This is a genomic window from Curtobacterium sp. MEB011 (genome assembly GCF_030209655.1).
In the GTDB taxonomy this organism is placed as follows: domain Bacteria; phylum Actinomycetota; class Actinomycetes; order Actinomycetales; family Microbacteriaceae; genus Curtobacterium; species Curtobacterium poinsettiae.
Genome location: NZ_JARVRN010000011.1, coordinates 135,015 through 158,322 on the forward strand (window position 1 = coordinate 135,015; position 23,308 = coordinate 158,322).

Annotated in this window: 24 protein-coding genes; 12 read left to right on the plus strand and 12 right to left on the minus strand. The window is 72.0% G+C overall.

Going from position 1 to position 23,308, the window contains the following annotated elements; genetic code table 11:
* Positions 1-156: 156 nt before the first annotated feature.
* Both QRN30_RS13890 and QRN30_RS13895 read right to left on the minus strand, forming a co-directional pair.
* Positions 157-1,239, minus strand: coding sequence for an NADH:flavin oxidoreductase/NADH oxidase (locus tag QRN30_RS13890; RefSeq protein WP_284761229.1), 1,083 nt, complete (start codon positions 1,237-1,239; stop codon positions 157-159).
* A 9-nt stretch (positions 1,240-1,248) separates the two neighbouring features.
* A complete protein-coding gene (locus QRN30_RS13895; RefSeq protein ID WP_284761230.1) occupies positions 1,249-1,881 on the minus strand; it encodes an HAD family hydrolase in 633 nt (210 codons plus the stop codon).
* A gap of 24 nt (positions 1,882-1,905) precedes the next feature.
* Here QRN30_RS13895 and QRN30_RS13900 point away from each other — a divergent pair, with 24 nt between their 5' ends.
* The gene (locus QRN30_RS13900) at positions 1,906-2,766 is read left to right on the plus strand and encodes an ADP-dependent NAD(P)H-hydrate dehydratase (protein ID WP_017888189.1); all 861 of its coding nucleotides are present in this window, start codon (positions 1,906-1,908) and stop codon (positions 2,764-2,766) included.
* Positions 2,767-2,884: 118 nt separating this feature from the next.
* On the opposite strand, the gene QRN30_RS13905 is transcribed toward QRN30_RS13900, so the two are convergent.
* Positions 2,885-3,595 (minus strand): YceI family protein, encoded by a 711-nt coding sequence (locus tag QRN30_RS13905; protein WP_194590489.1) that lies wholly within the window; start codon positions 3,593-3,595, stop codon positions 2,885-2,887.
* An 83-nt stretch (positions 3,596-3,678) separates the two neighbouring features.
* Here QRN30_RS13905 and QRN30_RS13910 point away from each other — a divergent pair, with 83 nt between their 5' ends.
* From QRN30_RS13910 to QRN30_RS13920, 3 genes are all read left to right on the plus strand, one after another.
* Positions 3,679-4,995, plus strand: coding sequence for a glycosyltransferase 87 family protein (locus tag QRN30_RS13910; RefSeq protein WP_194590490.1), 1,317 nt, complete (start codon positions 3,679-3,681; stop codon positions 4,993-4,995).
* The gene (locus tag QRN30_RS13915) at positions 4,992-5,300 is read left to right on the plus strand and encodes a thiamine-binding protein (protein WP_017888186.1); all 309 of its coding nucleotides are present in this window, start codon (positions 4,992-4,994) and stop codon (positions 5,298-5,300) included. Before QRN30_RS13910 ends, QRN30_RS13915 begins: the two co-directional genes overlap by 4 nt.
* A gap of 118 nt (positions 5,301-5,418) precedes the next feature.
* Entirely contained in the window at positions 5,419-5,604 is a 186-nt protein-coding gene (locus QRN30_RS13920) for a hypothetical protein (RefSeq protein WP_159557959.1), read from the plus strand.
* A 24-nt stretch (positions 5,605-5,628) separates the two neighbouring features.
* Here QRN30_RS13920 and QRN30_RS13925 read toward each other — a convergent pair whose 3' ends face one another.
* On the minus strand, positions 5,629-6,087 hold the full coding sequence (locus tag QRN30_RS13925; protein WP_017888184.1) for a hypothetical protein: 459 nt from the start codon (positions 6,085-6,087) through the stop codon (positions 5,629-5,631).
* 411 nt (positions 6,088-6,498) lie between these two features.
* Here QRN30_RS13925 and QRN30_RS13930 point away from each other — a divergent pair, with 411 nt between their 5' ends.
* Positions 6,499-7,761: an MFS transporter gene (locus QRN30_RS13930; protein WP_042539615.1), complete on the plus strand. Its 1,263-nt coding sequence runs from the start codon at positions 6,499-6,501 to the stop codon at positions 7,759-7,761.
* 169 nt (positions 7,762-7,930) lie between these two features.
* Here QRN30_RS13930 and QRN30_RS13935 read toward each other — a convergent pair whose 3' ends face one another.
* The 6 genes from QRN30_RS13935 to QRN30_RS13960 form a co-directional block, all read right to left on the minus strand.
* Positions 7,931-8,602 (minus strand): response regulator transcription factor, encoded by a 672-nt coding sequence (locus QRN30_RS13935; RefSeq protein ID WP_017888182.1) that lies wholly within the window; start codon positions 8,600-8,602, stop codon positions 7,931-7,933.
* A gap of 87 nt (positions 8,603-8,689) precedes the next feature.
* Entirely contained in the window at positions 8,690-10,012 is a 1,323-nt protein-coding gene (locus QRN30_RS13940) for a hypothetical protein (protein WP_262117660.1), read from the minus strand.
* Entirely contained in the window at positions 10,009-11,166 is a 1,158-nt protein-coding gene (locus tag QRN30_RS13945; protein WP_262117659.1) for a sensor histidine kinase, read from the minus strand. The genes QRN30_RS13940 and QRN30_RS13945 overlap by 4 nt, the downstream gene beginning before the upstream one ends.
* A gap of 135 nt (positions 11,167-11,301) precedes the next feature.
* On the minus strand, positions 11,302-12,504 hold the full coding sequence (metX, locus tag QRN30_RS13950; RefSeq protein WP_017888179.1) for a homoserine O-acetyltransferase MetX: 1,203 nt from the start codon (positions 12,502-12,504) through the stop codon (positions 11,302-11,304).
* A 263-nt stretch (positions 12,505-12,767) separates the two neighbouring features.
* Entirely contained in the window at positions 12,768-14,099 is a 1,332-nt protein-coding gene (locus QRN30_RS13955; protein ID WP_017888178.1) for a bifunctional o-acetylhomoserine/o-acetylserine sulfhydrylase, read from the minus strand.
* 390 nt (positions 14,100-14,489) lie between these two features.
* Positions 14,490-15,581, minus strand: coding sequence for an acyltransferase family protein (locus QRN30_RS13960; protein ID WP_017888177.1), 1,092 nt, complete (start codon positions 15,579-15,581; stop codon positions 14,490-14,492).
* A 123-nt stretch (positions 15,582-15,704) separates the two neighbouring features.
* On the opposite strand from QRN30_RS13960, the gene QRN30_RS13965 reads away from it, so the two are divergent.
* The 5 genes from QRN30_RS13965 to QRN30_RS13985 all read left to right on the plus strand — a co-directional run bounded on the left by QRN30_RS13965 (position 15,705) and on the right by QRN30_RS13985 (position 19,163).
* Positions 15,705-16,478 (plus strand): SDR family oxidoreductase, encoded by a 774-nt coding sequence (locus QRN30_RS13965; protein WP_284761231.1) that lies wholly within the window; start codon positions 15,705-15,707, stop codon positions 16,476-16,478.
* 137 nt (positions 16,479-16,615) lie between these two features.
* On the plus strand, positions 16,616-17,143 hold the full coding sequence (locus QRN30_RS13970) for a phosphoribosyltransferase (protein WP_017888175.1): 528 nt from the start codon (positions 16,616-16,618) through the stop codon (positions 17,141-17,143).
* Positions 17,140-17,859, plus strand: coding sequence for a Type 1 glutamine amidotransferase-like domain-containing protein (locus tag QRN30_RS13975; RefSeq protein WP_284761232.1), 720 nt, complete (start codon positions 17,140-17,142; stop codon positions 17,857-17,859). The genes QRN30_RS13970 and QRN30_RS13975 overlap by 4 nt, the downstream gene beginning before the upstream one ends.
* 5 nt (positions 17,860-17,864) lie before the next feature.
* Positions 17,865-18,548 (plus strand): uracil-DNA glycosylase, encoded by a 684-nt coding sequence (locus QRN30_RS13980; protein WP_284761233.1) that lies wholly within the window; start codon positions 17,865-17,867, stop codon positions 18,546-18,548.
* Positions 18,549-18,557: 9 nt separating this feature from the next.
* Positions 18,558-19,163, plus strand: a complete 606-nt coding sequence (locus tag QRN30_RS13985; RefSeq protein ID WP_042539612.1) for a GNAT family N-acetyltransferase — start codon at positions 18,558-18,560, stop codon at positions 19,161-19,163.
* A 133-nt stretch (positions 19,164-19,296) separates the two neighbouring features.
* Here the strand turns inward: QRN30_RS13985 and QRN30_RS13990 are convergent, their stop codons facing one another.
* Positions 19,297-19,995, minus strand: a complete 699-nt coding sequence (locus QRN30_RS13990; protein ID WP_159557969.1) for a FadR/GntR family transcriptional regulator — start codon at positions 19,993-19,995, stop codon at positions 19,297-19,299.
* 206 nt (positions 19,996-20,201) lie between these two features.
* Between QRN30_RS13990 and QRN30_RS13995 the strand changes: the two genes are divergently transcribed.
* Both QRN30_RS13995 and QRN30_RS14000 read left to right on the plus strand, forming a co-directional pair.
* On the plus strand, positions 20,202-21,770 hold the full coding sequence (locus QRN30_RS13995; protein ID WP_159557971.1) for a GntP family permease: 1,569 nt from the start codon (positions 20,202-20,204) through the stop codon (positions 21,768-21,770).
* The gene (locus QRN30_RS14000) at positions 21,767-22,339 is read left to right on the plus strand and encodes a gluconokinase (protein WP_284761234.1); all 573 of its coding nucleotides are present in this window, start codon (positions 21,767-21,769) and stop codon (positions 22,337-22,339) included. Before QRN30_RS13995 ends, QRN30_RS14000 begins: the two co-directional genes overlap by 4 nt.
* Positions 22,340-22,356: 17 nt before the next feature.
* On the opposite strand, the gene QRN30_RS14005 is transcribed toward QRN30_RS14000, so the two are convergent.
* Positions 22,357-23,274: a L,D-transpeptidase gene (locus QRN30_RS14005; RefSeq protein ID WP_017888167.1), complete on the minus strand. Its 918-nt coding sequence runs from the start codon at positions 23,272-23,274 to the stop codon at positions 22,357-22,359.
* Positions 23,275-23,308: the final 34 nt, after the last annotated feature.

Here is a 23,308-nt window from a genome sequence, read left to right on the forward strand (position 1 = left end):
TTCACCCCCGTTCGCGCACAAGGATGACGTGCAGCTCACCGAGTGAGCGGCGGATGAGTGAGGCGAAGAACTATTCGGGGGATCGTCCACAGTGCTGCCAATCGTACCGCCTGCGCGGGCTCGGAGCCGTGGAACCGTACAGATCCGGTCCGCCGTCTACGCCGTGATCCGCGCGCGGTGGTACTGCTGCGGCTCGTAGTCGACCGCCACGCGGAGTTCCAGCGCGGCGCGGAGCGCGAACGACGGGTCGCGGAGCATCTCGCGCCCGATCATCACCACGTCGGCCAGGCCGGTCGCGACGATCTGCTCGGCCTGGAACGCCTCGGAGATCATCCCCACCGCGATGGTCGGGATGCCGGCGTCGCGCTTGATCGCTGCGGCGTGCGGTACCTGGTAGCCGGGGCCGACCGGGATCGGCGCGCTCGCGACGTTGCCGCCGGTCGACACGTCGGCCAGGTCGGCACCGTGCTCGGCGGCCCAGCGGGCGACGGCCGTGGTCTCGTCGAGCGTGAGCCCGCCGTCGACCCAGTCGGTGGCCGAGAAGCGGACGACGATCGGGAAGCCCTCGCCGACCTCGGCACGCACGGCGTCGACGACCTCGAGCAGCGCGCGGGCACGGTTCTCGAGCGAGCCGCCGTACTGGTCGGTGCGCTGGTTGCTCAGCGGCGACAGGAACTGGTGCAGCAGGTACCCGTGGGCGGCGTGGATCTCGACCAGGTCGAACCCGGCCTCCACCGCGCGGCGGGCGGACTGGGCGAAGGCGAGCGCGACGACGCGGATGTCCTCGACCGCGAGCTCGCGGGGCACGTCGTAGCCGTCGAACGCCACGGCTGACGGGGCGACGGTGGTCCAGCCGCCCTGGTCGGCGGGGACGGTGCCGCGCGTGGCGTCCCAGGGGCGGTACGTCGAGGCCTTGCGGCCGGCGTGCGCCAGCTGGATGCCCGCTGCGGCGCCCTGCTCGTGCAGGAAGTCGACGATCGGCTTGTAGGCGTCGCGCTGCTGGTCGTTCCACAGCCCCAGGTCCTGCGGGGTGATCCGTCCCTCGGGCACGACGCCCGTCGCCTCGACCACGACCGCGCCGGCACCGCCCTTCGCGAACCCGCCCAGGTGCACGAGGTGCCACGGGGTCGGCACGCCGTCCTGCTGGTCCACCGAGTACTGGCACATCGGGGAGACCCAGATGCGGTTGCGGACGGTCAGGTCACGGACGGTGATCGGGTCGAACAGGGCGTGCGTCACGCGGGCTCCTCAGAGGACGGATGCCGGTGCCTCGGCCAGTTCCGTCAGGAACGACCGCAGCGACGCCGGCGACGTGTAGTGGTGGCCGACCGCCCCGATCGCTTCCGCACCGGTGGCGTTCTCGGCCCTGTTGTCCACGAACACCATCTGACCCGGGTCGATTCCCAAGCGCGCACAGGTGTCGCGGTAGATGGATGCCGCGGGCTTCAGGACGTGCTCCTCGGCGCTCACCACGACGGTCTCGAACAGCGATCCCATCGGGGACCGTCGGTACGGGTCGCCGAAGTCGAAGCCCGCGTTGGAGAGCAGGGCGACGCGGGTGCCGGCGTCGTGCAGCTCCTCGACGATGTCGAGCGTCTCCGGCTCGACCTCGAACCACCCGGTGAAGTCGATCGCCCAGAACCGGTGGATCTCGGAGATGCTCCAGTTCCGTCCGGTCCGTTCCGCGATGGCACGCCAGTACGCCACGACGGACAGGTCGCCGCGGTCCAGGTCGTGCCGGAGCTCCTGGTAGACCGGGAACAGTTCCTCCGCCGGGACACCGGTGGCGGCCACCAGGGCGTCCCGCGAGGCGTGCGGCGTCCGGCTGATCACCTCGCCGTAGTCGAAGACCACCACGCGACCAGGCAGGAACAGGCTCATGGCCTCCACCGTAACGTGGGGCCGGTGAACGACTTCGTGCCCGTCCGACCGTCCGATGCCGCCGCGTGGGTCACCGCGCCGACGGGGGAGTCCACCAAGTACCGGCGCGGGGTGCTCGGCATCGCGACCGGGTCCGACCAGTACCCCGGCGCCGCGGTGCTCGGGGTCGACGCCGCCGTGCACACCGGCGTCGGCATGGTCCGGTACGTCGGACCTGCACGCGCCACCGACCACGTGCTCACCCGCCGCCCCGAGGTCGTGTCCGGCGTCGGCCGCGTGCAGGCCTGGCTCGTCGGCTCCGGCATCTCGGCGTCGTCGCTCGGCGACCTGGACGAGGCGACGGCGTCGGGCTTCTCGCACGCCTCTGACGACGGCGTCCCGGTCGTCGTCGACGCCGGGGCGATCCCGCTCGTCGACCTCGGGCCGCTCGCCGTGCTCACACCGCACGCCGGTGAGCTCGCTTCGTTCCTGGGGGCGGATCGCGCCGACATCGAGCAGGACCCGGCCGCCGCGGCGCTCCGTGCGGCCGAGCGGTCCGGCAGCGTCGTGCTGCTCAAGGGGGAGCGGACCCACGTGGTCACCCCGGACGGGTCGGTGCGGCTCGTGGCGTCCTCGGCGACGCCGTGGCTCGCCGCCGCCGGCGCCGGGGACGTGCTCGGCGGGGTCCTCGGGGCACTCGTCGCCGCGCGGCAGGGCGCCGTCGAGGCTGCCGGGTCGTCGCTCACGCCGTCCGACCTCGCGCACCTGGCCGCGTCGGCCGCGGTGGTGCACGGGCTCGCGGCGCGACGGGCGTCCGGCGGCGGGCCGTTCCCGATGACGACGCTCATCGCCGAGCTGCCCGGGGTCGTCCGGGACCTCGTCGTGGACGGGGATGCGCGCGGGTAGCGGTCGGTGCGCGTGCACTTTCCGACGATCCACGAGGTGATCGACGCGTGTTCTGTCGACGGATGCGAACGCAGTGGGTTCGGCGGTCACGTCACGGGCGTGACGCGCGTCGCGGACGTCAGGTCGCGGGGGTCGCGTGCACCAGGAACTCGACGGAACCGGCGTCGTCGACCTTGACGAACCCCAGGCTCGGGGCCTGCACGCCGTAGTCCGAGAAGGTGATCGGGACCGAGCCGGAGATGTCGACGCCGTCGCCGTTCAGGCCGACCTGCAGCTTCGCGGTGACGTCCTTCGTGACGCCGTGCAGCGTGAGCTTCCCCGGAGCCGTCACGGTCGTCGTGTCGGAGCCCCTCGGCACCGCGTCGGCGATCGGTGCGGTGAGCTCGAACGTGGCCTCGGGGAAGGCCGCTGTGTCCATGGCGGAGTCGCGGAAGTACGAGTCGCGCTGGTCCGAGTCGGTGGTGATGTCGCCGACCTGCACCGTGATCTTCGCGGCGGTGATGCTCGTGCCGTCGACGGTCGCGGTGCCCGAGACGCTGTCGGTGCGGCCGGTGACGGTGACGTCGGAGCCGTTCAGGACCTCGTGGACGCGGTACCCGGCCTCGGAGTCGCCGCCGACCGTCCACTCGCCGGACAGGTCCGTGTCGTCGAGGGTGGAGGCCTCGCGCGTCGCCGCGACCGACGGGGCGGCCGAGGCCTTCGCGTTCTCGTTGCTCGTGTAGACGTTCGTGAAGACCACCGCGCCGATGACGCCGAGGACGACGACGGCGGCGATGACGGAGATCCAGATGACGGCCTTGCGGCGCTTGCGCGGGGTGTCGGAGGTCACGAGCTGAACGGTGACACGTCATGCTCGGGAGACCCTGAGTCCGTGGCGGGGATCGTCTCCGGTCCTGCCGCTACGCTCGTCCGGTGCAGAGGACCTCGACCCGGTGGCTCGAACTCGCCGGCTTCGTCCTGGCGTTCGTCGCCGTGCACGGCTTCCTGTGGTGGCTGACCCTCGTGTCGGCGAACCTGCCGCTCGGTGACGTGACCATCACCTACAGCCGCTGGATCGAGACCGGGCGGAGCGCGGACTTCTGGGTGGGCATCGACGGCGCGTGGGTGTACCCGATCCTGGCGATCGTGCCGATGGCCGCAGCGGCGCTCGGGGGCGTCGAGTCGATCGGCACCGGCTGGCTGCTGCTGATGGTGCTGCTCGACGCCGCGGCGTGCGCGTTCCTGTGGCGGTTCCGGGCGCGAGTGGGGTCGTCGGACCGCTTCGGCGCGCACGGCGTGCGGGTCGCCTGGTGGTGGCTGCTGTTCCTGCTCGTGCTCGGGCCGATCGCACTGGGCCGGATCGACACCGTCGCGACGGCGTTCGCGCTGGTGGGGGTGGCGTTCGTGGCCTCGAGGCCGGCCGTCGCTTCCGCGCTGTTCACCGCCGGTGCGTGGACGAAGGTGTGGCCGGCGGCACTCGTCGCGGTGCTGCTGCTGCTGGTGCGTCGTGGACATCGCCGTGGCGTGCTCGCCGGTGCGCTGGTGCTGAGCGCGCTGATCGTGCTCGTCGACGTGCTGTGGGGTGGTGCGCCGTTCCTGCTGTCGTTCATCGGCGAGCAGACCGGTCGCGCGCTGCAGATCGAGTCGCCGCTCGCGACGCCGTTCATGTGGGCCGCAGCCTCCGGCGTTCCGGGGGCAGCGGTGTTCTACAACCAGGAGATCCTGACCTTCGAGGTGTCCGGTGCCGGCACGTCCGCCGCCGCCGCGGTGTCGACGCCGTTGATGGCCGTCGTCGTGGTGGCCGGGGTCGTGCTCGCGCTCTGGGCCGCCCGCCGCGGTGCCCGTCGGGCCGAGCTCGCGCCGGTGCTCGCGCTCCTGTTCGTGGCCGCGCTCATCGCGACGAACAAGGTGGGGTCGCCGCAGTACATCGGCTGGTTCGCGGTGCCGATGGTGTGGGGGCTCGCCGCAGGCACCCCCAGTGCGCGCCGGTTCGTGCCGATCGCGGTGACCGCCCTGCCGATGGCGCTGCTCACGCAGGTGATCTACCCGGGCTACTACGACCAGTTGCTCGGCGTGCAGCCGTGGATCCTCGTGGTGCTCACGGTGCGGAACGTACTCGAGGTCGCGATCCTGGTGTGGAGCGTGGTCGTGCTGGTGCGGATGGGGCGGGCTGCGGGGCCCGGACGGGTGTTTGGACGCTCGTCGCCGTCCGTGCACGACCAGCCCGAGCCGGGCAGGATGGACGCATGATCGTCGCCTTCTCCGTCGCTCCGTCCGGTGGTCCCGCTGCAACGTCCGACGGGTCCGTGCACGATGCCGTCGCGGCCGCTGTCCGCGTGGTGCGCGAGAGCGGGCTGCCGAACCGCACCTCGTCGATGTTCACCGAGATCGAGGGGGAGTGGGACGAGGTCATGGACGTCGTCAAGCGCGCCACCGAGGCCGTCGGTGCGTACGGCACGCGGGTGTCGCTCGTGCTCAAGGCCGACATCCGCCCCGGGCACACCGGCGAGATCGACGGCAAGCTCGAACGGCTCGAGGCCGCGCTCGGCGAGTAGCCCGCGGCGCCGTCGCCCGACACGCCGGACCGGTCCCTCGGATGTCGGTGGCCGGGTGTCTCGTGGTCGGCATCGAGCCACTTCCGGTGGCCTCCGAGACGACGATGAGGAGCGCGTGATGATGCACGATGGGTGGTGCCCCGACTGCGACCTGCGAACGGTCGTCATCGACACGGACGAACAGGGCGAGAACGCCTGGGCGAGCTGCGCGGAGTGCGGCACCGGATGGGTGCACCGTGACGAGCTGCCCGATCTGCAGGGTGCGTCGAGCGGTGTCGCCGGGCAGGGTCGCCGCGCAGCCTGACCGCCACGGGTCGGGGCGGTGCCCTCAGCGCTCGAGCGCCCCGTGCACGCCTTCCGCGCGCTGCTGCACCCGCTCGAACACGTAGTCCGGCTCCGGCCGTTCGAGTGACCCCGTGTAGAACCCGAGCACGAAGTCATGGCCGAAGAAGCTCGTGTGATGCTGGTACGCGGTGGCGAACGACTTCTCGCCACTGTCGAGCCGGACCACGCCGAACTGCCCTTCGGCCACGGTCCATGTGCCGTCGGCCGACACGGTGCTCGGGCGGGACCTGCAGGCGTCGAGCTGGTACCCGCCGTTCCCCGAGCCGTCGCAGACCAGGGCAGCGGGGAAGTCCTGTGCCCGGAATGTGCCGTCCTCGTCCAGCACCAGCACCGACTGCCCCCGGTCGTCCTGTGCCCACGTTCCGACGAATCCCTGCTGGACGTCTCCGGGGCTCGGCGTGGCGGGCACCCCGGAGCAGGCTGCGAGCAGCAGTGAACTCACCGCCAGGACGCCAGAGAAGCCCGCCCTGTTCCTCCGCTTCACCGGTCCACCGCCCCCGTCCGTGTCGTGCGCATCGTTCGACCGCAGCGCCTCGGTGCTCGCCAGGAGCGCCCGGCCGGGAGCGCGGCCCGTTCCGGCCACTGTAGTTGCGTGCGCTTCCGTTCGCCCTTTGGAGCGGTCTACACTGCTGAGACCGGGTCGTCGCGGCAGTCACCCACGACGCCGCCCGGACCGTCCCGTTCGTCGCTGAACCCGGACCGGCACCTCCGGTCGTGACGGCGTGATCGACCGTCGCACGCACGCACTGCGCGGACCGGTCTGCCGAACCGGCTGCAGCCGTCGCCGCGTTCCCGATCGCCGCGGTCCCGCACTGCGGACAGTTCTATCTCCCTCCCGCACAGAACAGGCCCCATGTCACAGCTCACGCCTGCGCGTCGCACCCTCGCGCTCATCTCGCTCGCCCTCGGTGGCTTCGCCATCGGCTCGACCGAGTTCGTCGCGATGGGTCTGCTGCCGAACATCGCGCAGGCCCTGCTCCCCGAGCAGTACGGCATCGACCCCGACGCCGGGATCGCCCACGCTGGCTGGCTGGTCAGCGCGTACGCCCTCGGGGTGGTGGTCGGTGCGCCGACCATCGCGGCGATGTCCGCACGGTTCCCGCGCAAGGGCCTGATCCTCGTGCTGCTCGTCGGCTTCGTCGTCGCGACGATCGCGAGCGCCCTGCTGCCCTCGTTCGGCCTGGTGCTCGTCGCCCGCTTCGTGGCCGGGCTGCCGCACGGCGCCTACTTCGGCATCGCCTCGATCGTCGCCGGCGACATGATGGGTCCGGGCAAGCGCGGCAAGGGCATCGCCATGGTGCTGCTCGGTCTGTCGGTCGCGAACGTCGTCGGTGTCCCCGCGATCACCTGGGTCGGCCAGATGGCCGGCTGGCGGGTCGCGTACGGCGTCGTCGCCGCACTGTTCGCCCTGACGTTCCTGGCCGTCGCGGCCTTCGTGCCGAAGAGCGCCCGCGACGAGCACGCCACGATCGGCCGTGAGCTCCGGGCGTTCCGCGTGCCCCAGGTGTGGATCGTGATGGGCCTCGGCGCCGTCGGGTTCGGTGGCTTCTTCGCCGTCTACTCGTACATCTCGCCGCTCGTGCAGAACGTCACCGGGATGTCGGAGTCGTTCGTGCCGATCGTGCTCGTCGTCGTGGGCATCGGCATGGTCGTCGGCGGGGTCCTCGGCGGACACCTGGCCGACCACAGCGTGAAGCGCACCATCTACGTCGGCATGTTCTCGCTCATCGGCGCCCTGCTCATCACGGTCCTCACGGCGCAGTGGCTCTGGGGCATGCTGCTCGGCGCGTTCCTGCTCGGGGCGACCTCGTCGGCCATCCCGCCGGCGGTGCAGTCGCGCCTGATGGACGTCGCGGGCGATGCGCGCACGATCGCCGCGGCGCTGAACCACTCGGCGTTCAACATCGGCAACTCGATCGGTGCGGCCCTGGGCGGCGCGGTCATCGCGGCCGGCTTCGGGTTCCTCGCCCCGGGCTGGCTCGGCATCGGCCTGGCGCTGCTCGGTGTGCTCGTCACGATGGCGAGCTACGCCGTCGAACGGCGGAGCACCCGAGGGGCTGTCCGTTCCTCGTCGCCGTCCACCGGTCCGATCACCGCACCGGTCCCGACGGCTTGACACGCGGGGTGCGCGTACGCACCCACCGGACGGGAGGCCCGTGGCGACGCCGCCACGGGCCTCCCGTCCGTCACGTGGTGCGGAAGACCGCCCCGAGTGAGCAGAAGACGTCGGGTTCCGTGACGGGACCCGACGTCTTCTGCTCACTCGATGCGCGACGCGACGCGCGTCAGAGCCCCAGGGGGCTGCCGTCCTGCACGATGATGCCGTCGGTGATCGCCCGCTTCCGGAGCGCCACCTTCGTGCCGACGTCGAAACCGGCGACGCGGTACTTCTCGCGGATGCGCTTGAGGTAGCTCTTCGCGGTCTCCTCGGAGATGCCGAGCTGGTAGGCGACGCTCTTGACGGGCTCGCCGCCGCCGTACAGGGCCATCACACGACGCTCCTGCGCGCTGAGCTTCGGGACGCCGCCGACGTCGCCGCTGTTGATGGCGAGGTCGAGCTCGGCCGAGACGTACTGCTCGCCGCGCTGGGCGGAGCGGATCGCCTCGACGATCATGTCGGCGTCCTCGCTCTTGACCAGGTAGCCGAGGGCGCCGGCGCCCAGGGCTTCGCGCACGACGTTCGGCTCCGAGTAGGTGCTCATCACGACGGTCTTGACGCCGGCGGTCTTGAGCGTCGAGATCTTCAGCGACACCGGGATGGAGTCCTTGAGGTCCAGGTCCAGCAGCACCACGTCGACCGGGAACGCGGGGCTCGTCAGGAGCTCCGGCCAGGTCGTGACGGCGGCGACCAGGGTGATGTCGTCGGCCGCGTTCCGGATCCACTCCGTGAGCGCGCCGAGGAGCATCCTGTGGTCGTCGACCAGTGCGAGTCGGATCGGTTCCTCTGGAGTCGCCATGCTGGCGTCCTTTCTCGGTGCGGATTGCTCGGCCGATCCTAGGAGGATCCCGGCCGGAAGCGGGTGAGGCGTGCTGGTGTCCGACAGCTACATCGACGGATGTCGGTTCACGACGCAGTGCGCGACGATGTGCAGCGTGCCGTCGCGAACGGTCTCGGTGTACTGGCCGATGCGCTGCAGGGCACTCCAGGCCGTCGGGCCGAGGCTGCGCCGGGGCACCCCGCGGGACTCGATGACGACGGGCACGTCCATGGTGTCGTCGCTGACCGGGTGACCGTCGGAGCCGATCGGGCCGAGCGTGACCGAGACGACGGGCATGCCGGGCTGCGCGGTACGGCCGTCGCCGACCATCTGCCAGATCGCCTGCAGCAGGCCGTCGCGCTGCGTGGGGGAGAGGTGTCCGGCCAGGGCGGTCGGGTCCGCGACGCTCACCGAACGACCGAGGTGGTCGGACTCGGTGATCGCGTGGTAGAGCCAGGTCTCGCGGCGGCCCTCGATCAGGTGCAGACGGAGCTCGGTGGCGAGGGACGCGGCGACGGAGCTCGAGGCGTCGGACAACGGCAGCGGGTCGGTGCCGTTCGCGACGGCGTCGAGCAGCTTCTCGGCGGCGAGGTCGAGCCGGGCGAGCTCGTCCGAGGCGAGCATGCCGACGGCGAACTGCGGCGCCTGCACGTTGCTCTGCACGAGCACCCGGTCGAGCTCACGCTGCACGAGCTGGCGGAACCGCTGCACGACGTACAGGGCGAGCGACGGCGGCACGACGACGAGCGAGAGCAGGGACACGATGCCGGGCAGGGTGTCGTGCGTGATCGGCGTCGACACGACGGCCATCACCACGAACGCGATGCCGAGCACGCCGATGGCGGCGGCGACCTCGCGGGCGGGTCGGAGCGTGGCGATCGGCAGCAGCGCGAACCCGGCTGCCATCGAGGCGCTCGCGGTGTGGGCGATGTCGTGCTCGGGCCAGATGCCGATGAAGTCGAGCGTGACCACGCAGGCCAGCACGACGCAGATCAGCGCGAACGCCGGCCCCGTCAGCCGTTCGCCGTAGGTCAGGACGCTGAGCCCGACCCCGACGGCCGCGACGATGTAGAGCACCCAGGCGACCGTGGGCAGCAACGGGTCGGAGTACTCGTGCCAGCGCACCAGGAAGAACGCGATGCCGGCGACGGCCTCGATCGCGGTGAGGATCGCGGCGCCGAGGCCCAGGTACCCGGCACCGAGTGACGCGCCTGGTTTGGCGGCCTGGCGCAGGGACCGGGCGCCGGTGGACGTCGAGGGGAGTCCTCGGGCCTGGCGGCGCTCGCTCGTACGGTAGCGCTCGCGCGCCTCGCGACGGGTGCGGGGCGCCGGCGGAGCGGTCTCGCCGGGCAGACTGCGGCCGATGGTGTCCTCGGGGATCCGGCTCATCGCGGTGCCTCCAGGACGACGGTGGTGCCGGAGCCCGGCGCGGAGAAGAGCTTCGCGTCGCCGCCGACCTCGCGCAGACGGTTCACGACGCTCTCCTTGAACCCGAGGCGTTCGGCGCTGACGGTGGTCAGGTCGAAGCCGACACCGGAGTCGGTGACCATGGCTCGGACGACCTCGTTGTCGTGGACGATCGTGACGTGTGCCTCGCCGACGCCGGCGTGCCGACGGACGTTCTCCAGGCACTCGCCGAGTGCGAGCAGGAACGCGTCGAGCACGTTCGACGGCAGCAGGACCTGCCCGGTGCCGTGCCAGCTGACCTCGAGGCCCATCCGGCCGAAGCGCTGCTTGACCGATTCGAGGGTCTGCCCGAGCGGTGATTCCTCTTCGCGGGTGAGCGAGTAGTCGCCGGACTGCGAGGGCTGCGGGGTCGCGCCGAGGCGCAGGTGCCGCAGCAGCCGGGCGTCCTCGGCGGCCTGCTCGCGCATCGCCTGCTCGGAGACGCCGACGCCGGAGTGGGCGAGCAGCGTCAGGGTCGCGAGCACGGTGTCGTGCAGCAGGCGGGCACCCTGGCGTCGCTGCGCCTCGGTCTCGCTGGCCTGCCGTTCGGCGCGGTGGGCGGTGCCGATGCTGTAGATCCGGCGGGCCACGCGGGGGATGCTGCGCGAGATCCAGATCGCCACGACGGCCATCAGGATCCACCCGAGCAGTGCGCCGCTGACCGGGGTCGACAGGATCGAACCCGAACCCCAGACCATGAGCACGACGACCACGCCGCCTCCGGCGATGGTGATGCCGAGCCCGACCGGGTGCCCGCGCTGCGCCATCAGCGGTGCCGAGAGCCCGCCGGCGGCCAGGGGCATCACGGCGCTGGCGATGAGCGGCCGGGCCGTGTCGTCGACGCCGGTGAAGAGCAGCACCATGGTGGCGAGCCCGGCGACGACGACGGCGGCGGTCCACCACACTTCGCCGCCGCGGCCGAAGCACACCAGCGCGGTGATCATCGCGGCGATGCACAGGAGTGCGCCGATGAGGACCGGCACGGGCACGGCTGCAGCGGAGACGATGCCCACGACGCTGACGAGCGCGCAGACGATGCCCACGACACGGGTCGCCGACCGCAGCAAGCGGTCGCGTTCCTGTGCGATGAAGTCCATCGATGTCCTGGTTGGTGACGATCTGGGTGGAGCGGGAAACCGAGCGTCGGTCAGTGCCGAGCTCCACGCCATCATTCCACGCGCGCCACCCGTTGGGGGGTCTTCGGCGCGCCGCCCGCGCTCTGCGGCACCGGTTCAGGACTCGAGCAGCCGCCGCAGGTGCGCCCCGACCTGCTCGTGTTCGATGAGGAACCCGTCGTGTCCGAACTCGCTCTCGATCACCGCCGCGGTGTCACCGTCGAGCGCGTCCGGCACGCCTGCGGCGATCCGGTGCTGGTCCTCGACGGGGAACAGCCGGTCACTCGAGATGCCCACGACCAGGGTCCGCGCGGTCACGAGCGCCAGCGCCGCCGCCACCCCGCCGCGCCCGGCACCGACGTCGTGCGAGTCCATCGCGTACGTCAGCGTCACGTAGCTCGAGGCGTCGAACCGCCGGGTGAACTTGTTGCCGTGGAAGTCGAGGTAGCTCTCCACCGAGAACCGTCCGTCGTCGCCGAGCGGTGAGACGTCGCTCTGCCAGGACCGCGCAAAGCGGCTGTTCAGCTCGTCCGAGGCCCGGTAGGTCATGAGCGCCATCCGCCGTGCCAACGACAGTCCGCGGTGCGGCCCCTCGCCGGTGTCGGCCTCGTAGTAGTCGCCGCCCGCGAACGCCGGGTCCATCTGGATCGCCGCCCGCTGCAGCGAGTTCGCCGCGATCTGGTCGGCGGTGGTCTGCGCCGTCGACGCCAGGACCGCCAGCCGCCCGACCCGCGCCGGGTGCGAGACCGCGAACTCGAGGGCGTGCATGCCGCCCATCGATCCGCCGACGACGGCTGCGAAGGTGTCGATGCCGAGCCGGTCGGCGAGCTGCGCCTGCACCTCGACCTGGTCCCGCACCGTCAGGAACGGGAACCGCGAACCCCACTCCGCGCCCGTCGGCGACACCGACGACGGTCCGGTGGTGCCCTGGCAGCCGCCGAGCATGTTCGGCGCGATCACGAACCACCGGTCGGTGTCGATCGCCCGGCCGGGTCCGACGACGTCGCCCCACCAGCCGGCGGTGCGGTGTCCGGGGCCGGCGGGCCCCGTGACGTGCGAGTCCCCGGTGAGCGCGTGCAGGACGAGCACGGCGTTGTCGCGAGCCGCGTTGAGCGTGCCCCACGTCTCGTACGCCACGCGCACGGACGGCAGGCGGCCGCCGCGCACCCACTGCTCGCCGAGCGACGCGAAGTGCCGTGCACCCGGGTGGTCACCGGGGCGCCAGGCGCCGGTCACGGGCGGCTTGCCCAGGGTGCCGAGTTCGGTGCCGGGCACCAGGGTGGACGGCACGGAGTCCTCGGGGGTCGTCTGCCAGTCCATGGTGCGTCCAGTCTGCCGGGAGGCGCGGGTCGCCGCTGCCGTGTTACGTCACGTCCGGCGCGTGGCCGCGCCCCGGGCCCGGGTGCCGCGGCCGTGTGTGCGCATGTTCCGACATCGTGCGCGTTGTTCGACTCGTGGATCGTCGCATCATGCACACGTACCGGATGCGTGTGCAACGAACGACGTCCCACGCGTCGATCGACACGTGGGACGTCGCAACATCCACACGCATCGAGCGAGTGGTGCCGGCGGCGCGGCGAGCCCTACGCGCGCTGGCTCTCCTGCGCGACCGCCCGGGCCGCGGCGAGCCCGGCCTCGAGGTCTGCCTTCAGGTCGGCGATGTTCTCGATGCCGACCGACAGTCGCACCAGGCCGGGCGTGACCCCGGTGGTGAGCTGCTGCTCGGGCGTGAGCTGCGAGTGCGTGGTCGACGCCGGGTGGATGACGAGGGAACGGACGTCACCGATGTTCGCCAGGTGCGAGAACAGCTGCAGGTTGTCGACGAACGCCTTGCCCGCGGGCACCCCGCCCTTGAGCTCGAACGACAGCACGGCACCGACGCCCTTCGGCGCGTACCGGTTCGCGGCCGCGTACCAGGGCGACGTCGGCAGGCCCGCGTAGGCGACGGTGGCGACGTCGGGGTGCTGGTCGAGCCACTCCGCGATCTCCTGGGCATTGGACACGTGCCGCTCGATGCGGAGCGACAGGGTCTCGATGCCCTGCAGCAGCGCGAACGCCGTGTCCGCCGAGTTCGAGGCGCCGAGGTCACGGAGCAGCTGCACCCGGGCCTTGACGATGTAGGCGAGTGCGTCGCCGACGGCCTCGGTGAAGACCGCACCGTGGTACGACGGGTCGGGGGTGCTGAACTCCGGGAACCGGTCGGCGTGCTGCGACCACGCGAACGTCCCGCCGTCGACGATGAGCCCGCCGATGACGGTGCCGTGTCCGCCGAGGAACTTCGTGGCCGAGTGCACGACGATGTCGGCACCGTGCTCGAACGGACGGATCAGGTACGGCGTCGCGATGGTGTTGTCGACGATCAGCGGGACACCGGACTCGTGCGCGACGTCGCTGACGCCGGTGATGTCGAGGACGTTGATCTTCGGGTTGCCGATGGTCTCGGCGAAGAACAGCTTCGTGTTCGGGCGGACGGCGCGGCGCCACTCCTCGAGGTCGTCCTGGTCCTCGACGAACGTCGTCTCGATGCCGAGCTTCGCCAGCGTGTACTTGAACAGGTTGTACGTGCCGCCGTAGATCGACGACGACGACACGATGTGGTCGCCCGCCCCGGCGATGTTCAGGACCGCGTAGGTCTCGGCAGCCTGGCCGGACGCGACGAGCAGGGCCCCCGAACCGCCTTCGAGCGCCGCGATCCGCTGCTCGACGACGTCGTTCGTCGGGTTCGTGATCCGGGAGTAGATGTTGCCCGGCTTGGCGAGCGCGAACACGTCGCGCGCTTCGTCCGAGTTCGCGAAGACGTACGAGGTCGTCTTGTAGATCGGCGTCGCTCGGGCCCCCGTGGTCGGGTCCGGCTGCGCGCCGGCGTGGACCTGGGTGGTCTCGAACTGCCAGGCGGCGGCGTCGTTCGTGCTCATCGGTGCTCCTGTCGGGTGCGGTTCTCGTGCGGTCGCGCCGTCGGCCGGGAGGCACGTGCGGCGCTGCGTCCCCGGTCACGGTACGCAGGTGGCCGGGTCCACACCAGCGCACCCGCCTCGGGACGTAACGCGCGCGCCCGACGCGCCACGGGCCTCCCGGCCGTCCGTCCGCACCGTGCTGTCACCGTCGGACGGTGCGAGGTCGGTGGTCCCGTGCGGCGCTGTCGCGCCGCACCGGACGGGCAAGCTCGCACGGGCCGGAGGAACGCGCACGGTGCGGGGTTCCGTCGGACGGTGCGAGGTCGGTGGTCCGGTGCGGAGCTGCCGCGCCGCACGGGACGGGCAAGCTCGCACGGGCCGGAGGAACGCGCACGGTGCGGGGTGGCACCGCTACGCCGCGTCGCGGCGGAACAGCCAGTCGACCTTCGGCTCGAGCAGCCAGCGCATCCCGCGCCGCACGAAGGGCTGCGCCAGGAAGAGGCTGACGACGCAGGCGATGACGACCATCAGCAGCACGAACGGCCAGGCCGAGTGCTCGCCTGCCAGGACGCCGGACTCCCGGATCGGGTAGAGCACGAACGTGTGGAGCAGGTAGACGTACATCGTCGCGGCGCCGAACCGGGTGATCCAGACGTTCCGGCGGGGGATGAGCACCAGGAACGACGCCGTCAGCAGCGTCGCGAGCAGCATCAGGCCGAAGCGCACCGCGCCGGCCCACCAGGCGTCCTCGCCGAGCCCCGAGTAGGAGTCGTCGTAGAAGAACCAGTGGTGCAGGTCGAACTCCTTGAACTGCGGGATCCAGACCGCGCACGACACCGCCCACGCGGCGAACACCACGGCGGCCGCCACCCGCACCCGGACGACCGTGCGGCGCGACGCCTCGTACCAGCGGTCGAAGACGCCCCACTGCTTGACCTGCCAGCCGAGCAGGAAGAACGGCAGCAGGCTGATCGCACGGGACAGCGAGAGCGTCGAGTCGACGTTGTCGAAGTACCCGACGCCGATGCTGAACACGACCGCCCAGAACAGCGGCCACCGCAGCTGCGCCAGGTACGGCAGGATCAGCTTGAAGATGCCGAGGGCCAGCAGGAACCACAGGGTCCACGTCGGCTGCGTCGGGTTGAAGTCCTTGCCGCCCTCGACGATGCCCTGCACCACGGTCCAGATCGTCTGCATGATGATGTACGGCACGACGATGTCCGTGATCGTCCGGCGCATCCGCTTCGCCGTCGGGGTGTCCGCCGACGAGAAGTACCCGCTGATCACGCCGAACGCCGGCATGTGGAACGCGTAGATGAACGTGTAGAGCGCCAGGGCGTGCTCGCTCGCCGGCGTCTGCCGCTGGATCGCGTGGCCGATGACCACGAGCGTGACCGCGACGAAGCGCGCGGTGTCCCACATCGGGATCCGGCGCGGGGCTCGACCGGGCTCGAGCTGCGTCGCCGGGGCCGAGGGGGCGGGAGGGGCGGCATCCGTCGTCATCGCCGGTCACGTTACCGGATCGTGACCTGGACGGCCTGGTGCGGTGCCGGAACCGTCCCGCTCGGTACGGTGGACGGACCGGGCCACCACGTGCTCCGGTCACCGACGCAGGAGGCAGATCACATGGCAGCACGGCGCGCAGTCGTCACCGGAGCGAGCTCGGGCATCGGGGCGGCCACCGTCCGGCTGTTCCGGTCGCGGGGCTGGGACGTGCTCGCCGTGGCCCGCCGCACCGCGAAGCTCGAAGCGCTCGCCGCCCAGACCGGGGCGGACACCCTGGTGGCCGACATCACGGACGCCGACGACGTGACGGCGCTCGCCGCGCGGGTCGCGGACCTCGGCGGCGCCGACGTCCTGGTGAACAACGCCGGCGGGGCGTTCGGCTCGGCGAGCGTCGAGGAGTCCGACGTCGACGACTGGCGCGCCATGTTCGAGGTCAACGTGATCGGCACGAAGCGAGTGGTCTCCGCGCTGCTGCCGCACCTGCGTGACCGGGCTCGGGTGTCCGGGGGAGCCGACATCGTCACGGTGACCAGCACCGCCGGGTTCGTCGCGTACGAGAACGGCGGCGGCTACAACGCGGCGAAGTTCGCAGAGCACGCCCTGGTCGGCGCACTCCGGCTCGAACTGAACGGCGAGCCGATCCGGGTCGTCGAGATCGCGCCGGGCATGGTGAAGACCGACGAGTTCGCGCTCACCCGGTTCCGCGGCGACGAGCAGAAGGCCGCCGCGGTGTACGACGACGTGCCGGAGCCGCTGGCGGCCGACGACGTCGCCGAGGCGATCGTGCACGCGGTGGAGCTGCCGCCGCACGTGAACCTCGACCTGGTGACGATCCGGCCGGTGGCGCAGTCGGCACAGCACAAGCTGGCGCGCGGCCCGCTGACGCCGCGCTGAGCAGCCGGTACGCCGCGCACCCGGCCACCCGCGCCGCGCACCGCGGCCACCCGCGCGGTGCACCGCCGCCACCCGCGCAGCGCCCGGGCGGCGGGCGCGGGTCGCGGGCGTGGGCTCCCTGCCGGTACCGTGGTCGGATGCCGATCAGCAGCGAACCCGAGCCCGCGGCTCCGTCCACCGTGACCGTGACGAGCGGGCCCGAGGTACTCGGCTGGCTGGAGTTCGGTGACGCCGCACGCCTGCTCGCCAAGGACGTCCTGTCCAGTGGCTTCGAGCCCGAGGTCGTCGTCGCCGTCGCCCGCGGCGGACTGATCATCGCCGGTGCCGTGGCGTACGCGCTCGGCACCAAGGAGTGCGGCTCGATCAACGTCGAGTTCTACACCGACGTCGAGCAGCGGCTGGAGGAGCCGGTCGTGCTCGCCCCCGCCCTCGACGCCCCGAGCCTGGCCGGCAAGCGGGTCCTGGTGGTCGACGACGTGTCCGATTCCGGCCGCACCCTGCGCCTGGTGGTCGACATCATCCGGAACGCCGGCGGCGACGTCCGGAGCGCCTGCCTGTACTCGAAGCCCGGCACCGTCCTGGAGCCCGACCACGTGTGGCGCCGGGTCGACGGCTGGATCACGTTCCCGTGGAGCGCCCTGGCGCCCGTGACGGCCGAGTCGTGAGCATCCACCTGGTCGGCGGCGGGCTGTTCGCCGCCTCGGACGCCGCCGCGCCGTTCCTCGCCGAGGCCACCGCCCGTTCGGCGGCGGTCGGCCGCAGCGTCCCCCGCATCGCCCTGCTCTCCGTGGCGGGCCCGGACGGCGGCAGCCCGTCGTCGACCGCCGACATCGCCGAGGTCCTCGGCGGTCCGCGAACAGCCGAGGTGCTCGTCACCGAGGTCGCTGCCGGCCAGGTCTTCGACACGACGGTCCTGAGCGACGTCGACGCCCTGGTGATCGGCGGCGGTGTCACGCCCGACTACCTCGCGGCGATCGCGCCGCTGGTGGACCAGCTCCGCCTGCTCGTCTCCGACGGTCTGCCCTACCTCGGCTACTCTGCCGGCGCGATGATCGCCGCCGACCGTGCCCTGGTGGGCGGCTGGCGCATCGGTGGCGTCGAGATCTGCCCCGAGGCCGCGTCCGAGGGCCTGGACGAGGTCGAGCTCCGCGAGGGCCTCGGGCTGGTCGACCTGACGATCGACGTCCACGCGGTGCAGGCCGGCACGCTCGCGCGGCTCATCGCCAGCGCCGAGGCCGAGTTCGTCACCGCCGGGCTCGCGATCGACGAGGACACCACGCTCGTCGTCGGTGAAGGTGCGCTCGAGGTCCGGGGGACCGGCAGCGTCTGGCGCGTGATGGCCGGCGAGGAGTCGGTGTCCGTCGCCACCATGGGCGCGTAGCCGACGTGGAACCGCGGCCGCTCGCCGACCTGGTCGACCCCGGCTGGGCGTCGGCGCTCGCCCCGGTCGAGGACGACGTGCACCGGATCGGTACGTGGCTCCGTGACGAGACCGCTGCGGGTCGGCACTGGCTGCCCGCCGGCGGTGACGTGCTGCGCGCGTTCACGAGCCCGTTCGGCGCCGTCAAGGTGCTGGTCGTCGGCCAGGACCCCTACCCGACGCCCGGCCACCCGATCGGCCTGTCGTTCGCCGTCGACCCCGCGGTCCGTCCGGTGCCGCGGAGCCTGGCGAACATCTACCGCGAGCTGTCCGACGACCTCGGGGTGACACCGCCCGCGCACGGTGACCTGCGGGCGTGGTCCGACCAGGGCGTGCTGCTGCTCAACCGGGTGCTCACCGTGCAGGCAGGTGAGGCCGGCAGCCACCGCGGCAAGGGCTGGGAAGCGGTGACCGACCAGGCCGTCCGAGCGCTCGTCGCCCGCGGTACCCCGCTCGTGGCCGTGCTCTGGGGCGCCCAGGCCGGGTCGGTGCGGCCGCTCCTCGGCGACACCCCGGTCGTCGCCTCGGCCCACCCGAGTCCGCTCAGCGCGTCCCGCGGGTTCTTCGGCAGCCGCCCGTTCTCGCAGGTGAACGCCCTGCTCGAGTCGCAGGGCGCACCGCCCGTCGACTGGACGCTGCCCGCTCAGTAGGCTCGGCACGTGCTCGAGGAGGAATACCAGCGACGGCGGGTCCTGCCGCGACACCTGCGTGCCCCGGCGGCGACCGAGACGGCCTTCGAGTACCGCATCCGTGCGGCCGAGGTGGGGGACCTGCCCCACGTGCGCGAGATCCACACGCACTACGTCCGGAACTCGTCGGTGACCTTCGACCCGTCGGCGTTCACGTACGCCGCATGGAAGAAGCGCTACGACGACATCCGCAAGCGCCGGCTGCCGTTCCTGGTCGCGGAGAACCCCGCGGGACAGATCCTCGGGTACGCGCTGGTCGACGCGTGGAACCCGCGGGACCGCTCGAACCACGTCGTCGAGGACTCGATCTACCTCGGTGCCGCGTCCGGTGGCAAGGGCCTCGGCCGTGCGCTGATGGAAGCGCTGCTCGACGAGTGCCGGTCGGCCGGGGTGCGCGAGGTGGTGGCGGTCATCGCGGACCGGCAGGCCGAGGCGTCGATCCGGCTGCACGAGCGGCTCGGCTTCGAGGAGGTCGGCCGGATGGGCAAGGTCGGCTACAAGTACGACCGCTGGCTCGGCACCGTCACGATGCGGCTCCGCCTGCGCGGGCCACGGCTGTTCGCCCGCCGCCGCTGACGGCCCCGGCGCCGGCGCCGATACGGACGCGACGGACCTGAAGGACGTCCGTCACGCTCGAGACGCGACTGCAGGGCGGACGGGAGGCCCGTGTCGGGCCCGGCACGCGCCTCCAGGACGTCGCCCGGTCGCGTCAGCCTGCCGCAGCCTCGGTGATGAACTCGTCGCGCGTCACGCGCAGCAGCGCGGTCGCCGCTGCCGCAGCGGCGTCGGCATCGCCGTCGACCGCTGCGCGACCGACCGCCTGGTGCCGGAGCGCCGCTTCGCGCGTCCAGCGCGTGATCGGGTCGCGCGACTCCGACGTCCGCGTGCGCAGGAGCGCCTCGACGGTGCCGGCGAAGTGCGCGAACACGGCGTTCCCCGACCCGGTGAGCAGCGCCCGGTGGAAACGGACGTCGGCCTCCAGGTAGGCGCGGCTGTCCTCGCGCCCGCAGGCGTCGAGCATGTCCTCGGCGGCGGCGAGCACGGCGGAGGCGCCGTCGGTGCCGGCGGTCAGGGACGCCGCGACCGGTTCGACCCCGAGCCGGAGTTCGACCAGCTCGCGCTGCTGCACGAAGTACGCCGGTGACGTGCCCCGCCACCGGATGACGGTCGGGGCGAGCAGTTCCCAGGCGGTGATGTCGCGGACGAGCGTGCCGACGCGCTGCCGGGGCTCGACCAGGCCGAGCGACTGCAGCACGCGCAGGGCCTCGCGGACGACGGAGCGGGACACCCCGAACTCGTCGGCGACCACGTCGGGCCGGACGACGGAACCCGTGGCCAGGTCGCCGTCGACGATCCGCTGGCCGAGCGTGTCGAGCACCTGGGCGTGCAGTCCGTGTGCCGTGGGCATCGTTCCTCCGTGCAGTACGGGTCACGCGGTCGCCGTGACACCGATCCCATCGAAGCGGCAGACTCCGGGGACGGGCGGTTGGCGCGCGGGACGACGTCGTATAGTCTGATTAATCAGATTATTGAGGGTCGGCGTTTGTCGCGCCAGTCCACCCTCGACACGAAGGCGACGGAGCCGCGCAGCAGCGACTCCAGGAAGGGGCGCTGATGCCTCACGCTCTCCCGGACCACCTGCTCGCCGCAGGTGGCACCACCGAGACGGTCGACCCGTCCGGTTCGATCCCGCAGCTGATCATCGCGGCACTCGTCGGCATCGTGGTGATCATCGCGCTCATCACCTGGCTCAAGGTGCACCCGTTCATCGCGCTCACGATCGGTGCGCTCGGCGTCGGTATCGGTGCAGGGCTCGCTCCGGACAAGGCGGTCACCAGCTTCGGCGACGGCTTCGGCGCGACCATGACGAGCGTCGGCATCCTGGTCGGACTCGGGGCGATGTTCGGCAAGATGCTCGTCGACTCCGGAGCAGCGGACCGCGTGGTGGACACCCTGGTGCGGAAGTCGTCGAAGGCGGCGCTGCCGTGGACGATGGCCCTGATCGGGGCGCTCATCGGGCTCCCGATGTTCTTCGAGGTCGGCCTCGTCCTGCTCATCCCGATCATCGTGCTCGTCGCCAAGCGCAGCGAGGTGCCGATCATGAAGATCGCCGTCCCCGCCCTGGTCGGCCTGTCCACGATGCACGCGTTCGTCCCGCCGCACCCCGGCCCGCTCGTCGCGATCTCCACCGTCGGCGCGAACCTCGGCACCACGCTCGCCTTCGGCATCGTGCTGGCGATCCCGGTGATCATCCTGGCCGGGCCGCTCTTCGCCCGCTTCGCGGCCCGCTGGGTCGACATCCCCGTGCCCGACATGTTCGGGTCGCGTGGGGCGGTCGCCACCGCCGGGTCGGGGTCGGGTTCCGCCTCGGGGTCGGGGTCCGGGTCCGCCGCCTTCGCCGACGACCCGGCGCACCCCGGACGGGAGGCCCGGCGCGGCCCCGCCACGCAGGACACCGCGTCCCTGCCCAACGGCAAGAGCGACTTCACGCGCGTCATCAGCGAGCCGCGCAGCCCGTCGTTCACCGTCGCGCTGATCGGCATCCTGCTGCCGGTCGTGCTCATGCTCGCCCAGGCGATCCGTGAGGCCACCGCACCGGACGCCGCTGGCTCGTGGGTGAGCCTGCTCGACTTCCTCGGCTCCCCGATGATCGCCATCGGCATCGCCGCCGTCTACGCCATGGTCTTCTTCGCGATCGGCGGTGGCATGGACCGCTCGGCGGTGTCGAAGTCGCTCGAGAGCGCGCTGCCCCCGATCGCCGGGGTGCTGCTCATCGTCGGCGCAGGCGGTGGCTTCAAGCAGGTGCTCATCGACACCGGCATCGGCGGCGTGATCGCCGACGCCGTGAAGGACTCCGGCGTCTCCGTGCTGCTCGTCGCCTGGATCGTCTCGGCCCTGGTGCGCGTCGCGACCGGTTCCGCCACGGTCGCCACGGTGACCGCCGCGGGCATCATGGCACCGATCGCTGCCGACCTGTCGACGCCGATGACGTCGCTGCTCGTGCTCGCGATCGGTGCCGGCTCGGTGTTCCTGTCGCACGTCAACGACGCCGGGTTCTGGCTGGTGAAGGGGTACCTCGGCACCACCGTGGGGCAGACGTTCAAGACGTGGACGGTGCTCGAGTGCCTCATCTCGGTGTTCGGTCTGCTCGGGGTCCTGCTGGCCGGGGTGTTCATCCGATGAGCGGCGCAGCAGACCACGGTGCGACCGCTGCTGCCGGTGCGGCCGACACCGGGCTCGACGCCCGCGTCCTGGTCATGATGGGGGTCTCCGGGTCCGGCAAGTCGACCGTCGCCGCGATGGTGGCGGAGCAGGTCGGGTGGGAGTTCGCCGAGGGCGACGCGATGCACCCGCAGGCGAACGTCGACAAGATGCACGCCGGTACCCCGCTCACCGACGAGGACCGCTGGCCGTGGCTCGACGTCGTCGCCGGGTGGATCCGCGGGCACCTGGACGCCGGGACGAACGGCGTCGTGACCTGCTCGGCCCTGAAGCGCTCGTACCGCGACGTGCTGCGGGCCCCCGGGGTGGTGTTCGTGCACGTCGCCGGTGACGGCGCGCTCATCGAGGAGCGGATGGCGCAGCGCTCCGGGCACTTCATGCCGACGTCGCTGCTGCAGTCGCAGCTCGCCACGCTCGAGCCGCCGCAGCCCGACGAGGCCCACGTGACGATCGCCGCCGACCGCACCCCGGAAGAAGAGAGCGCCGAGGTCGTCGAGCGGCTCGGACTCGTCCGGATCCCGCGAGGCTGATCCGGTGGTGCCGGTGCTCAGCTGAACCGGATCGGCGTCCCGACGGGCAGTGCCGCCAGGGTGCGGGTCATCTCCGCCGAGATCCGCACGCAGCCGTGCGAGCTGCCGGTCGGGTCCGGGTAGTAGTGCAGTGCGGTCAGCGCAGCGTTGCCGCCGTAGGACGGGATCCGGGACGAGTGCGCCCCGGTCAGGATGATCGGGTTGCCCTGCGTGTACGCGACGCGGGTGTCGACGTACGCCGCCTCGACGTAGGTGGCGGTGTCGGCCGGTGTGGGGTCCTCCGGCGTGCCGAGCCGGGCGGCCTCGGTCGCGGTGACCTTGCCCGACCGGGTGACGACGGACACGGTGCTGGCGGCGACGTCGACGGTGATCATCCGGTCGGTGCGCACCACCGTGAAGTCGGCGGCCCGGGCCCAGGCGAACGTCGCGCTCGGGGCGTCCGGGTCGCCGCCGTCACCGGGGGTGCGGTTGCGGGACGGCGTCGACACCAGGAGCATCCCGCCGTCCTTGCCGGGGGAGCGCCCCCAGACCGCCGTCGCCGCGGGCCGGTTGATCGTCGACACCAGGTGGGACAGGGTCGCCACCGGCCGGGCGCGGCTCGACGGGCTCGCGTACAGGGCGACGAGCGACGTGCGCGGGGTCGCGATCTGCCACGTGTCCTCCGGCTCCACGTCCGAACCGTCGAGCAACTGCGGGACGACCGCGTCGTGGAACGCCAGCGGCAGCGCGGCCAGGGTCGCGTCGGACGGTGCGGCGGGGACGGCCGCGAGCGTCGGCGTCCGCGTGGCGCTCGGGGTCGGTGTCGTCGTCGCCCGTGCCGCGCGGGTCGACTCCGGCTCGGGCTCGGGCGACCCGACGCTCACCCCCACCACGACGGCGGCGACGGCGAGCACCACCACCCCGGCGGTCGTCGCGATCCAGGTGTTGCGTCGCATGGTGCGTCCCCCTCGGTCGATCCGTCAGCGTTCG

Bases quoted from the DNA above. Each gene is read 5' to 3' on its own strand.
- QRN30_RS13895 (WP_284761230.1), bottom strand. From the start codon at position 1,881: ATGAGCCTGTTCCTGCCTGGTCGCGTGGTGGTCTTCGACTACGGCGAG.
- QRN30_RS13915 (WP_017888186.1), top strand. From the start codon at position 4,992: ATGATCGTCGCCTTCTCCGTCGCTCCGTCCGGTGGTCCCGCTGCAACG.
- QRN30_RS13920 (WP_159557959.1), top strand. From the start codon at position 5,419: ATGATGCACGATGGGTGGTGCCCCGACTGCGACCTGCGAACGGTCGTC.
- QRN30_RS13930 (WP_042539615.1), top strand. From the start codon at position 6,499: ATGTCACAGCTCACGCCTGCGCGTCGCACCCTCGCGCTCATCTCGCTC.
- QRN30_RS13935 (WP_017888182.1), bottom strand. From the start codon at position 8,602: ATGGCGACTCCAGAGGAACCGATCCGACTCGCACTGGTCGACGACCAC.
- QRN30_RS13940 (WP_262117660.1), bottom strand. From the start codon at position 10,012: ATGAGCCGGATCCCCGAGGACACCATCGGCCGCAGTCTGCCCGGCGAG.
- QRN30_RS13945 (WP_262117659.1), bottom strand. From the start codon at position 11,166: ATGGACTTCATCGCACAGGAACGCGACCGCTTGCTGCGGTCGGCGACC.
- metX (WP_017888179.1), bottom strand. From the start codon at position 12,504: ATGGACTGGCAGACGACCCCCGAGGACTCCGTGCCGTCCACCCTGGTG.
- QRN30_RS13955 (WP_017888178.1), bottom strand. From the start codon at position 14,099: ATGAGCACGAACGACGCCGCCGCCTGGCAGTTCGAGACCACCCAGGTC.
- QRN30_RS13960 (WP_017888177.1), bottom strand. From the start codon at position 15,581: ATGACGACGGATGCCGCCCCTCCCGCCCCCTCGGCCCCGGCGACGCAG.
- QRN30_RS13965 (WP_284761231.1), top strand. From the start codon at position 15,705: ATGGCAGCACGGCGCGCAGTCGTCACCGGAGCGAGCTCGGGCATCGGG.
- QRN30_RS13970 (WP_017888175.1), top strand. From the start codon at position 16,616: ATGCCGATCAGCAGCGAACCCGAGCCCGCGGCTCCGTCCACCGTGACC.
- QRN30_RS13990 (WP_159557969.1), bottom strand. From the start codon at position 19,995: ATGCCCACGGCACACGGACTGCACGCCCAGGTGCTCGACACGCTCGGC.
- QRN30_RS13995 (WP_159557971.1), top strand. From the start codon at position 20,202: ATGCCTCACGCTCTCCCGGACCACCTGCTCGCCGCAGGTGGCACCACC.
- QRN30_RS14000 (WP_284761234.1), top strand. From the start codon at position 21,767: ATGAGCGGCGCAGCAGACCACGGTGCGACCGCTGCTGCCGGTGCGGCC.
- QRN30_RS14005 (WP_017888167.1), bottom strand. From the start codon at position 23,274: ATGCGACGCAACACCTGGATCGCGACGACCGCCGGGGTGGTGGTGCTC.